At 64.3% G+C, this 12,003-nt stretch carries 11 protein-coding genes; 5 read left to right on the top strand and 6 right to left on the bottom strand.

Annotation, left to right across the window (positions count from 1 at the left end):
- Window positions 1–15 precede the first annotated feature (15 nt).
- From CXR00_RS08725 to CXR00_RS08705, 5 genes are all read right to left on the bottom strand, one after another.
- The gene (locus CXR00_RS08725) at window positions 16–1,449 is read right to left on the bottom strand and encodes an aldehyde dehydrogenase family protein (protein ID WP_237685305.1); all 1,434 of its coding nucleotides are present in this window, start codon (window positions 1,447–1,449) and stop codon (window positions 16–18) included.
- Window positions 1,450–1,600: 151 nt separating this feature from the next.
- Entirely contained in the window at window positions 1,601–2,377 is a 777-nt protein-coding gene (locus CXR00_RS08720; RefSeq protein WP_104054130.1) for an enoyl-CoA hydratase, read from the bottom strand.
- The gene (gene mmsB / locus CXR00_RS08715) at window positions 2,374–3,402 is read right to left on the bottom strand and encodes a 3-hydroxyisobutyrate dehydrogenase (RefSeq protein ID WP_104054129.1); all 1,029 of its coding nucleotides are present in this window, start codon (window positions 3,400–3,402) and stop codon (window positions 2,374–2,376) included. Before mmsB ends, CXR00_RS08720 begins: the two co-directional genes overlap by 4 nt.
- Window positions 3,399–4,568, bottom strand: a complete 1,170-nt coding sequence (locus CXR00_RS08710) for an enoyl-CoA hydratase/isomerase family protein (protein WP_104054128.1) — start codon at window positions 4,566–4,568, stop codon at window positions 3,399–3,401. Before CXR00_RS08710 ends, mmsB begins: the two co-directional genes overlap by 4 nt.
- Before the next feature lies 1 nt (window position 4,569).
- Window positions 4,570–5,706 carry an acyl-CoA dehydrogenase family protein gene (locus CXR00_RS08705; RefSeq protein ID WP_104054127.1) on the bottom strand — a complete coding sequence of 379 codons (1,137 nt, stop codon included), beginning with the start codon at window positions 5,704–5,706 and terminating at the stop codon, window positions 4,570–4,572.
- Window positions 5,707–6,130: 424 nt separating this feature from the next.
- Here CXR00_RS08705 and CXR00_RS08700 point away from each other — a divergent pair, with 424 nt between their 5' ends.
- A complete protein-coding gene (locus CXR00_RS08700) occupies window positions 6,131–7,201 on the top strand; it encodes a YeeE/YedE family protein (RefSeq protein ID WP_104054126.1) in 1,071 nt (356 codons plus the stop codon).
- A 71-nt stretch (window positions 7,202–7,272) separates the two neighbouring features.
- Window positions 7,273–7,500: a sulfurtransferase TusA family protein gene (locus CXR00_RS08695; protein WP_104054125.1), complete on the top strand. Its 228-nt coding sequence runs from the start codon at window positions 7,273–7,275 to the stop codon at window positions 7,498–7,500.
- A gap of 87 nt (window positions 7,501–7,587) precedes the next feature.
- On the opposite strand, the gene CXR00_RS08690 is transcribed toward CXR00_RS08695, so the two are convergent.
- The gene (locus CXR00_RS08690) at window positions 7,588–8,358 is read right to left on the bottom strand and encodes an enoyl-CoA hydratase/isomerase family protein (RefSeq protein WP_104054124.1); all 771 of its coding nucleotides are present in this window, start codon (window positions 8,356–8,358) and stop codon (window positions 7,588–7,590) included.
- A 165-nt stretch (window positions 8,359–8,523) separates the two neighbouring features.
- Here CXR00_RS08690 and CXR00_RS08685 point away from each other — a divergent pair, with 165 nt between their 5' ends.
- The 3 genes from CXR00_RS08685 to CXR00_RS08675 are packed head-to-tail and all read left to right on the top strand — an operon-like array spanning window position 8,524 to window position 11,979.
- Window positions 8,524–10,107, top strand: coding sequence for a fatty acyl-CoA synthetase (locus tag CXR00_RS08685; protein ID WP_258060343.1), 1,584 nt, complete (start codon window positions 8,524–8,526; stop codon window positions 10,105–10,107).
- Window positions 10,108–10,149: 42 nt separating this feature from the next.
- Window positions 10,150–11,154, top strand: coding sequence for an aldo/keto reductase family protein (locus CXR00_RS08680; RefSeq protein WP_104054122.1), 1,005 nt, complete (start codon window positions 10,150–10,152; stop codon window positions 11,152–11,154).
- A complete protein-coding gene (locus CXR00_RS08675) occupies window positions 11,155–11,979 on the top strand; it encodes an SDR family oxidoreductase (RefSeq protein WP_104054121.1) in 825 nt (274 codons plus the stop codon).
- Window positions 11,980–12,003 lie beyond the last annotated feature (24 nt).

Raw genomic sequence — 12,003 nt, 5'->3', positions numbered from 1 at the left:
CTGTTCCCCAACGCCTCAGCCGCGCAGCTTAACGTTGATCTGCTTGGTCTGGGTAAACCCTGCCAACATGCCCTCCAGCGACACTTCGCGGCCGATGCCGCTTTGCTTGTAGCCGCCATAGGACTGACCCACCACCTGGCCGCCACCCTGGTTGACCTGTACCCAGCCGGCGTCGACCCGGTGGGCGGTGTTCAGGGCATTGTCCAGGTTGTGCGACCAGACATAGGCAGCGAGCCCGTAGTGGGAATCATTCGCCATCCGGATCACATCCTCCGTATCCCGCCACGGAATGGCGACCAGCACCGGTCCGAAAATCTCTTCCTGTGCGAGACGGAAATCGTTGCGTCCCCCGCCAAAGACGGTGGGCAGGTGGAAGTAGCCCTCCGTGAGCGGCCCCTCCGTGGGAACATTGCCGCCCAGCAGGGTCTTCATGGAGCTGCGGCCGTCGTCGAGGTAGCCGCTGATGGAGGAGAACTGACTGTTGTTGATGATGGCGCCCATGTCCGTGGCCTCATCCAGCGGGTTGCCCACCACCAGGGCGCCCAGCTTCACGGTGAGCCGTTCCAGGACCTCGTCGTAGATGTCCTCGTGCAGGAACAACCGGGACCCGGCCGTGCAGCTTTGCCCCTGTCGGGTGAAGCGCGAGGCCAGGAGCAGTCCGTCAATGAGGTCCTCGTCCACGGCATCCGGAAAGACGATCGACGGGTTCTTTCCACCCAGCTCCAGGGACACGTGGGCCAGCCGTTCACCGGCGGTGCGGGCGACGCCGCGGCCCACCTCGGTGGAACCCGTGAAGGAGACCTTGTCCACGCCGGGATGCTCGGCCAGGGCCGCGCCAATGACGCTTCCGCGGCCGGTGATGGCGTTGACGGTTCCGGCCGGAAGGTGCCGGGAACAGATTTCGGCCAGCAGCAGGATGGTGAGCGGCGCGTCGTCGGCAGCTTTCAGGATGACCGTGTTTCCGGCCGCCAAGGCAGCGGGCAGCTTGAATCCGGCAATCATGAGCGGGGAGTTCCACGGCAGGATACAGGCTACGACGCCCAGCGGTTCCAGCCGCGTGTACTGCAGCTGGCCGTCCCCGGCCGGCAGCGTCACGCCCTTAACCTCACCGGCGATGCCGGAAAAGTAGCGGAACAACGCCACCAGAGTGGTGACCTCCGGACGGGCCTGGGTGCGCAGGGCGTTGCCGGTGTCCAGGGCCGTGAGGCGGGCGAAGTCTTCCGCCCGCGCCTCGATGTCATCCGCGATCAGTGACAGCGCCCGCGCCCGGGCGGTGAAGTGGAGGTTGCGCCAGCCCGGAAATGCTTCCCGCGCGGCGCTCACCGCACGGTCAACATCCTCGGGACCAGCCGCGGGAACCCGTGCAATCACGGTTTCCCGCTTGGCGGGGTTCATCACGTCGCGCCAGGAGCCGGAGACGGCTTCCACCGGTTCCCCGCCGATCCACATGGGCTGGTCGACGCCGGACAGAAACGAGCTGTAGTCCGAAGTCTGGTGAGCTTCGGCCGCCGAATCCGACGGAATGTTGAGCTGGGTCATGATGCCTCGTTCTCGAGTGGGATGGGCGGGGAAACTGGCGGTGCTTGTTTAGCGGTGCTTATTAGCGGTGCTTGAAGTCCGGCTTGCGCTTCTCAATGAACGCCGCCATGCCTTCTTTCTGGTCTTCCAGGGCAAAGACGGAATGGAACACCCGGCGCTCCAGACGGATGCCGGAGTCCAGACTGGTTTCAAAGGCGGCATTCACCAGTTCCTTGCCGAGCATGGCCACGGGAGCGGACATGGAAGCGATCGTCTCGGCCGTGGAGCGGGCGTCGTCGAGCAGGTCAGCGGCCGGCACAACACGGGAGACCAGGCCTGCGCGTTCGGCCTCTTCGGCGCCGATGGTCCGGCCCGTGAGGATCATTTCCATGGCCTTGGCCTTGCCCACCGCGCGGGTCAACCGCTGCGATCCGCCGATGCCGGGGATCACGCCGAGCTTGATTTCGGGCTGGCCAAACTTGGCCGTATCCGCGGCAATGATGAAGTCGCACAGCAGCGCCAGTTCACAGCCGCCACCCAGCGCATGGCCGGCGACGGCGGCAATCACCGGGGTGCGTACGGCAGCCAGGGTGTCCCAGCCACGGAACCAGTTCCCCAGGTACATGTCCATGTAGGTCTTCTCGGACATTTCCTTAATGTCGGCGCCGGCGGCAAAAGCCCGTTCGGATCCGGTGATGACAATGGCGCCGACGTCAGGATCATTGTCCAGCTCCGTCGCGGCCGACACCACGTCCTGCATCATCCCGAAGTTCAGGGCGTTCAGCGCCTTGGGCCGGTTCAGGGTAATGATGCCGACCCGTCCGCTGCGCTCCAGGAGGATGTTTTCGTACTCGCTCATACTGCTCCGCTCTGTTCTGCCGGCTGCTGGCCGGCGGTATCGCTGTTAATGTCACCGGTGCTGTTAATGTCACCGGTGCTGTTCGTGCCACCGGATCCTGCACGAATGGTTTTGATGACGGCGGAAAAGTCTTCTCCCCCGCTGCCGGATTCCGTAAGCTCCCGGAAAATCTCCCCGGCTCTCCGGCCCAGTTCGGCGCGGACACCGGTGGAGTCCAGCGCATCTGCGGCGAGACCCAGGTCCTTGGCCATCAGGGCCGCGGCGAAACCGGGCCGGTAATCCCGGTTGGCCGGGCTGGCCGGAACCGGACCGGGAACCGGGCAGTTGGTGGTCAGCGCCCAGCACTGGCCGGATGCCGCCGAGGCAACATCAAACAGTGCCTGATGCGTCAGGCCAAGCTCTTCGCCCAGGACAAACGCTTCGCTGACGGCAATCATGGACACGCCCAGGATCATGTTGTTGCAGATCTTGGCTGCCTGGCCGGCTCCCGGCCCGCCGCAGTGGACCACGCGCCCGCCCATCACCTCGAGCAGGGGCAGCGCTGCGGCGAAGTCCTCCTCCGCGCCGCCCACCATGAACGTCAGGGTTCCGGCCTCGGCACCTACCACTCCGCCGGACACCGGAGCGTCCAGTCCGCGGTGACCGGTCTCCAGCATCAGGGCGTGGGCCGTGGTGGCGTCGTCCACCGAAATGGTCGAGCATTCCAGGAACAGGGCATCGGGCGTTGCTGCCGCGAGCAGACCCAGCATGTCGCCGTCTCCTGACAGGGCATTGAGCACATGCGTTCCCGTGGGCAGCATCGTGATGACGATGCCGGCGCCGGTCACCGCTTCGTCAGCGGAGGCAGCCATTCGAACCCCGGCTGCGGCGGCCTTCTGCGCTGCGGTCGGAACCGGGTCATATCCGGTGACGGAATAACCGGCGGCAACCAGATTGGCGGCCATGGGGCCACCCATGTTGCCCAGCCCGATAAAACCTATCTGCATTCCCTGCTCGTGCGTCTGCGTAGCCTGCTCGTCCGTCATCGCTGCTCCTGGCTGATCAATTCGTCGCTGCTGATCGCGTTGTCGTTGCGGATCGCTTTGTCGTTGCTGGTCACTGTGTCGTTGGTTCCATGGGCCTTCCGGTGCTCCCACAGGTCGGGACGACCGTCGAGCGGAGCAAAATAGGAATCGACGTCCCCCTGCCTCACCTCCGCCAGTGTGGCCGGCATCCACTGCGGACTGCGGTCCTTATCGATGACCTGGGCCCGGACGCCCTCAGCGAAGTCCGGCGCGGTTAGGGCATGGAGCGAAACGCGGTATTCCTGCTCCAGCACGCTGCGCAGATCCGGAAGATCCCGCGCCCGGCGCAGTGACTGCAGCGTTACCTTGAGCGCCGACGGGGACTTTGTCAGCACGACGGCGGCCGCCGCGTTCGCGTCCCCGGACTCCGAGCGGAGCAGTGCATCAATGATGGTCTCCACATCGTCGTGGGCGAAACACTCGTCAATCCATTCCCGGGCTGCCGCCAGGGACGGCTCCGGTGCCTCCTGCGCAAAGTCCTGCAGGACTTCATCTGCCTGCCGGCGCTCCAGCTCAGCAGACAGTTCCCCAAGCCGGGAGCTGTCCACATAAACATCCGCCAGACCCAACAGCAGGGCATCGGCTCCGGTCATGGTTCCGGCAGTGAGGGCTGCGTGAGTGCCCAGCTCGCCGGGTGCCCGGGACAGCAGGTAGGTGCCTCCGACGTCGGGAACAAAGCCGATTCCCGTTTCCGGCATACCCACTTTGGTGCGTTCAGTGACAACCCGGTGCCGGGCATGCGCGGAAACGCCGACGCCGCCGCCCAGCACAATGCCGTCCATCAGAGCTACATACGGCTTGGGGTAACTGCTGATCCGGGCGTTGAGTTCGTACTCCTCGGCCCAGAAGTCTGCTGACTCCCTGCCGCCGTTGCCGGCATCGCGGTACAGGGCCACAATGTCACCGCCGGCGCAGAGCCCGCGCTCTCCGGCACCGGACAGCAGGACGGTGGCCACGCCGTCGTCGTGCTCCCAGGCATCCAGTGCTTCCCCGATCAGGGAGACCATATTGGCCGTGAGCGCGTTGATTGCCTTGGGGCGGTTCAGGATGATGTGTCCGAGATGCCCGCGGCGTTCGAGACGGACCTCAGGCTCGGGCGTTTCAGGTGTAGTGGGTGCTTCGGTCATTTCAGGCCTCCGCCAGTGTTCGCCCGACAATGAGCTGCATGATCTCGTTGGAACCTTCCAGTATTTGGTGGACCCGCAGGTCCCGGACAATTTTCTCCAGGCCGTACTCGGAGAGGTAGCCGTAACCGCCGTGCAGCTGCAGCGCTTCATTGGCGACTTTGAACGCATTGTCAGTGGCCACCCGTTTGGCAATGGCACAGAGCTTAACGACGTCGTCAGTACCCCGGTCCAGTGCATCGGCACCCCGCCACAGCATGGTGCGTGCTGTCTGCAGATCCATTTCCATATCCGCCAGACGGAACATGAGGGACGACTGTTCGATGAGTGGTTTGCCGAAAGCCGTGCGCTCCTTCAGATAAGCCACGGTTTTGTCCAACGCGGCCTGCGCTCCGCCCAGGGAGCACGCTCCCATGTTGAGGCGTCCGCCGTTCAGACCTTTCATGGCAATGCCGAAACCGGAGCCCTCTTCACCGAGGCGGTTGGCTACCGGCACCCGCAGATCGGTGAAGATCACCTGTGCGGTGGGCTGCGCGTTCCAGCCCATCTTGCGTTCGGACGGCCCAAAGGAAAGCCCCGGCGTGTCAGCCGGCACTACGATGGCGCTGATGCCGCGCGGGCCTGCACCGCTGGTGCGGGCCATGACGATGTAATAGCTGGAGGCCCCGGCCCCGGAAATGAACTGTTTGACGCCGTTGAGGACATACTCGTCGCCGTCGCGTTCAGCCTTGGTGGCGAGCGCAGCCGCATCCGAACCCGCCCCGGGTTCCGTCAGGCAGTAGCTTCCCAGCGACTGCATGGACGCCAGCTCCGGAACCCACCGGGCACGCTGGTCCGCATTGCCGAAGGTGTCGATCATCCACACCACCATGTTGTGGATGGAAATATAGGCGGCAATGGAGGGATCCGCTTTGGAGAGTTCTTCGAAAATCAGCACGGCATCCGACCGGGAAAGACCGGAGCCGCCGTATTCCTCTGCTGCATAGATGGCACCCATGCCAAGTTCTCCGGCCTGGGCCAGCACGTCCACCGGGAAATGCTTTGTTTCATCCCATTTCGCCGCGTTTGGCGCGAGGGCGTCGGAAGCGAATTCCCGAACCATATCCCTAATGGCCTGCTGGTCCTGCGTCAGTTCGAACATGGTCCGCCCTTCATTGGTGCCGTGACGCCCAACATACTTGGACTCCCTAGTAATTACTAGGGGTTCCAAGGACTCTTTCTTCCGGACACCTCTGCTGCGGCGGCTGTTAGCGGACTTTCCATTGCGGACAGCGTCATAGTTAGACCACCACGGGCAGTGTCTGCAAGAATTCCCGAACCGGCTGTTACTCCCAGAATCCCGCTGCGCCGCCGCCGTTGAGTGCGGCCCTCAAACGTCCGATATCAGCTCTTTATTCCCGCCCCGTCACGGGGCTTCATGCGCGTTCACCGGGCGCCATGATCCTTGGCATGCCCCTGCTGCGGGGCCTAGCGTTGCGAAGCTGCGGGCAGTTCTCCCGCACCCCCATGAACCCAGCTGGAATTCATCCCGCTGGATTCACCTCCCCCGCCAAAGGAGTACCCCCATGCTTATCTCCGGCCTTCTTGTCGGCATGGCCCTGGGCTTTGTCATGCAGCGCGGGCGCTTTTGCGTCACCGGCGCCTTCCGCGACGTCTGGGTCACGCGCAACACGCGCTGGCTGACCGCCTTTCTTGTGGTGGTGGCGGTCCAGAGTGTAGGCGTTTTCGCGCTGGACGCCGCCGGCGTCATTACCCTCGCTTCCGGCCCATTCCCGTGGCTGGCCACCATTGTTGGCGGTTTCATTTTCGGATTCGCCATTATTCTTGCCGGCGGCTGTGCCACCGGAACGTATTACCGTGCCGGTGAAGGACTGGTGGGGAGCTGGCTCGCGCTCATCACGTACGCGCTCTTTGCCGCCGTCATGAAGACGGGACCACTTTCCGGCTTCAATACCTCCATGCGCTCCGTGACCGTTGAACAAAGCAACTTCTATTCGGTGCTCAACGTCTCGCCATGGGTCTTTGTGGCCCTTCTGGTGGCCGGGGTAGCCCTGGCGGTGCGCCACCACCTGAACAAGCCGCGGTTCAAAATGGCCGCACCGCCGGCATCAAAAACCGGACTGGCACATCTGTTGTTTGAAAAGCCCTGGAACGCCTTTGCCACAGCAGTGGTTATTGGCCTGATCGCCATTGCCGCGTGGCCGCTGAGCTGGGCCACCGGCCGGGAGGCCGGGCTGGGGATCACCACACCGTCCTCCAACGCGGTCAACTACCTGGTTACGGGAGATCCCGAACTGGTGGACTGGGGCGTACTCCTGGTTGCCGGCATTCTTCTCGGCTCCTACATCGCCGCCAAGGGCAGCGGAGAGTTCCGCATCCGGGTTCCCGACGCCGCAACAGTGGTGAAGAGCCTGAGCGGCGGTGCCCTCATGGGGATCGGAGCTGCACTGGCAGGCGGGTGCACCATCGGCAACGCCATGGTCGAGACCGCACAGTTCAGCTTCCAGGGCTGGACGGCACTGGTGTTCATGATTTTGGGCACCGGGCTGGGGGCCCGGCTCACCATTATGAACCGCCGCCCCTCCTCCGGATCCGGTCCGGCCAAGGTTCCCGCCCGCGCCGCAGCGCACAGCTAGTCAGGTAACTAACACCCCCGACAACAACCGTCCCGCCCATAAACCGGCGGCTCCCGAAAGGAAACATCCCCATGGCACAGGTAACCCTCGAAACCAACGGACAGGTCTGCCCCTTCCCCCTCGTCGAAGCCAAGGACGCCATGACCACCCTGGCAGCGGGTGACGAACTGGTGATCAACTTTGACTGCACCCAGGCCACCGACGCCATTCCGCGCTGGGCCGCTGAAAACAACTACCCGGTCACCGACTTCTCCAAGATCGGTCCGGCGGAATGGTCCATTACGGTCCAGAAGGCCTGAGCCTCCTGAACTCTGACTGCGGCACCCCAGAAAACCCGGGGTGCCGCAGCCAGGTCTAGCCGCAGTCAGTTCTAGCCGTCAGTCAGTTCAGCTGTTGGATCGTGCGGCAAAAGCAGCGAGCCGCTCCCGGGTGTCCGTTGAACCCGCCATCGACGCGATGGTTTCAGCTTCCTCCTGCAGGTGGGCCTCATAGGCTGCCAGGCTCCGCGCACGCAGCAGCCGCTTGGTGGGGCCGAGCACGGCAACGGCTCCCGCCGCCAGTTGCTGTCCCAGCTCCTGTGCCCTGCGGGCAAGGTCCTCCGCGGCCGCCACTTCGTTGATCAGACCCCACTCGAGGGCATCGGCGTGATTGGCCACCCTACCCGTGAGACACATTTCGGCTGCGCGTCGCGGGCCCGCCAGTTCGGGCAGCAAATAGGACACCCCGCAGTCAGGCGTCAGTCCCACCCCGGCATAGGCGCTCAGGAACCGGGCCCGCGGCGAGGCAAGAACGAAATCCGAGTTCAGCGCCAGGCCCAGCCCCGCACCGGCTGCAGGTCCGTTCACCACCGCGATGCTGATCAGACGGGACTTGGCCAGCGCCAGGACTGCTTCATGCAGCTTGCCGGCCAGCTCCTTCAGGAAACCGCCCTGATCCGCGGCTGCAGCCATTGCTGCCACATCACCTCCGGCACAGAAAAACCGGCCGTTGCCCTGCAGCAGCAGTACATGGCAGTCCGTGCGGGTTTCCGCCTCGGCGAGCGCCGCGCAAAGTTCCTCAGCCAGGACCAGGCCAAGGGCATTCGCCTGGTCCGGGCGGTTCAGTGTCAGCCGCGCCAGCGCGCCGTCGTACTCGAGCGTGAGATGGCGGTAGGTCATGCGGCAGGTCTCCTCGTGCGTGGGCGGTCATCCGGCTGCGTGCCAGTCTAACCGGGCAGGTCAACATCTTCCCCTCCGCCGCCCGCTGGGACAGAATGTGGGCCAACAGGTCCGCTGATGCGCATTGGTGCTGACGCGGCAAGCAGTCGATTATGGGGGTACCGCGTGTCCGTCAGTCCGCTTCTTTCACTGTCCCGCAGCCAGACGCTGGGCGATCTTCCCCGACGAAGCGCCCAGCGCTTCCCCACCCGGACCGCTGTCGTTGACGGCACCACCCGTCTCACCTTCTCGGACTTCGAGCGGGCGGTAGCCGCGGCAGCTTCCGCCCTGCAGGCCCACGGAATCGCACCGGGAGACCGGCTGGCCCTGCTCTCCCGCAATACGTGGCAGTTTGCGGCGCTGGCCTTTGCCACCGCCCGCGCCGGTGTGGTCCTGGTGCCGATCAACTTCATGCTCGGGCCCGACGAGGTGGCCTACGTGCTGGATCACAGCGGCGCCACCGCATTTGTGGTCCAGGACGCGCTGGTTCCGGTTGCCGAAGCCGCCATGAAAGCGGCGGAAACCGACGTCGTCGTTGTCCGTTCCAGCATCTGCAGTGGTCCGGTGCCGGCTGGCTGGGAGGATGTGCAGGACTGGTTCGAATACGACGGCGGGACACCGGAGCCTCCCCTGGTGGCGGATGATGATCCGGTGCGGCTGATGTACACCTCGGGCACGGAGTCACGGCCCAAGGGAGCTCTGATGTCCAGCCGGTCGCTGATGTGGGAGTACGTCTCCGCGGTGGTTGACGGCAACATGAGTTCCGACGACGTTGATCTGCACACGCTGCCGCTGTATCACTGCGCCCAGCTGGACTGTTTCCTGGGCCCGGACATCTATCTCGGTGCCACCAGCATCATCCTTCCGGCACCCGACCCGGCGGCCATCCTGGCAACCATTGAACAGGAAAAGGTCACTAAGTTCTTCGCTCCCCCGACGGTTTGGATTTCCCTGCTGCGCTCGCCGCGGTTCGACACAGCCGACCTGTCCTCGCTGCGCAAGGGCTACTACGGCGCATCCGCTATGCCCGTACAGGTGTTGAAGGAGCTGCAGGAGCGTCTGCCGGACGTGCGGTTCTGGAACTTCTACGGCCAGACGGAAATGGCGCCGGTGGCCACCATCCTCGGTCCGAAGGACCAGCTGGCCCATGCCGGGTCAGCGGGCCGGCCGTCGCTGAACGTGGAGACTGCCGTGGTGGATGATGAGGACCGGCCCGTGCCGGCCGGCACGGTCGGCGAGATCGTACACCGCAGCCCGCACGCCACCCTGGGCTATTACCGCGATCCTGAGCGGACCGCCGAGGCTTTCGCCAACGGCTGGTTCCATTCGGGCGATCTGGGGTATTTCGACGACGAAGGCTACCTGAGCGTGGTGGACCGCAAGAAGGACATGATCAAGTCCGGCGGAGAGAACGTGGCCAGCCGCGAGGTGGAGGAGGCCATCTATCTGCTCGACGGTGTTGCCGAAGCTGCAGTGTTTGGGGTCCCCCATCCGCACTGGGTGGAAGCCGTCGCCGCAGTGGTGGTTCCGCGGCCGGGCGTTGAGATGATGCCGGAAGAGGTCATGGCGCACACCCGCAGCCTGCTGGCCGGTTACAAAACACCCAAATACGTGGTTATAGCCGAGTCGCTGCCTAAAAACCCCAGCGGCAAAATCGTCAAGCGCCAGTTGCGCGATCAGCACACGGGACTGGGTACTGTGGTGGCGTGAGACGGATCACACTCGATAACCGGTAGAAGGAAGCGCACCTCCATGGAACACAGGTACCTCGGCAACAGCGGGCTCAAGATCTCCGAAATCATCTACGGAAACTGGCTGACCCACGGCTCCCAGGTGGAGAACGACATCGCCACCGAGTGTGTCCGTGCCGCACTGGAAGCCGGGATCAGCACCTTCGACACCGCTGATACCTATGCCAACACAGCTGCGGAGACGGTCCTGGGTGCCGCCCTGAAGAATGAGCGCCGGGAATCGCTGGAGATCCTGACGAAGGTGTACTGGCCCACTGGTCCTGCCGGACACAACGATTCCGGCCTGTCCCGCAAACACATCATGGAATCCATCAATGGTTCCCTGCGGCGGCTGCAGACGGACTATGTCGACCTCTACCAGGCGCACCGCTATGACTCGGAGACGCCCCTGGAGGAAACCATGCAGGCCTTCGCCGACGTCGTACGGCAGGGCAAAGCCCTGTACATCGGTGTCAGCGAGTGGAACGCCGAGCAGCTCCGTGCCGGACAGGCACTCGCCAGGGACCTGGGATTCTCCCTGATCTCGAATCAGCCGCAGTACAACATGCTGTGGCGGGTCATCGAGGCAGAGGTGGTTCCGGCGTCGGAAGAGCTGGGTATTTCACAGATTGTCTTCTCCCCCATGGCCCAGGGTGTCCTCAGCGGCAAGTACAAGCCGGGAGCGGACCTGCCCGAAGGCAGCCGTGCCACGGACTCCAAGGGCGGCGCGAAGATGATTAGCAGGTGGATGAACGACGATGTGCTGGCCGGTGTGCAGAAACTGCAGCCGATTGCCGATGAAGCCGGCCTGACGATGGGCCAGCTGGCTGTCGCCTGGGTGCTGCAGAATCCGAACGTGGCTGCCGCTATCATCGGCGCCTCCCGGCCGGAGCAGGTCACCTCGAATGTCCAGGCGGCGGGAGTGGAACTTAAACCCGATGTCCTGGCCCGCATAGACGACGCCGTGGGCTCACTTGCCGAGCGTGATCCCGCAAAGACCCATACCCCGGAGAGCCGTCCCTCCTAGATGCCTGATGAACACTTGGAGACACCCCTTCCGCTGGCTGGCCGCACGGCAGTCATCACCGGGGTCAGCCGGCGACGAGGGATCGGCTTTGCCGTAGCGACCCGACTGGCACGGATGGGCGCGAGCCTTTATCTGGCGCACTATTCCCCGCACGATGCGGACCAGCCATGGGGCGCAGACTCGATTGACGACGTCGTCGGCGCACTGCAGGGCTTCCTCACCGACGGGGCGCAACTGGAGCACGCCAGCATCGACTTGGCGGATGCCGGCGGTGCGGAACAGCTCATTCGAAACGCTGCCGCTGCCCTGGGACATCTGGACATACTGATCTGCAACCATGCGCGCAGCGGCGGTGACGGAGCGCTGGCGGAGATGACAGCCGAGAAGCTCGATGCCCACTGGCAGGTCAATACCCGCTCAACCCTCCTGGCCACCCGCGGGTTTGCCCGGCAGCACGACGGGCGCCCCGGAGGGCGGGTTATCTGGATGACGTCGGGGCAGATCAACGGCGGGATCATGGAGGACGAGATTGCCTACGCAACGTCCAAAGCCGCTCTTGCGGGGATCACCCCATCGGTGGCAGCGGACCTGATCCGCCGGGGAATTGTCCTTAACACCGTGAACCCCGGCCCGGTGAACACAGGCTATCTGGACCTTGAGACCGCCGACCGTTCCCCGGAAGTCGTTGACGAGGTCCTTTCGCGGTTTCCCGGCGGCCGCTTCGGTGAACCGGATGACCCCGCCCGCCTCATCGCTTGGCTGGTCAGCGACGAGGGACGGTGGATGGTGGGACAGGTGCTCACCAGTGACGGCGGGTTCCGCTAAACAGTCCCCCGGGAATTACCGGAG

Source organism: Arthrobacter sp. 9E16, assembly GCF_002929435.1.
In the GTDB taxonomy this organism is placed as follows: Bacteria; Actinomycetota; Actinomycetes; order Actinomycetales; family Micrococcaceae; genus Arthrobacter_B; species Arthrobacter_B sunyaminii.
Note: the sequence above shows the minus strand (reverse complement) of the source record. Positions and strands in the feature narration are given on the sequence as shown.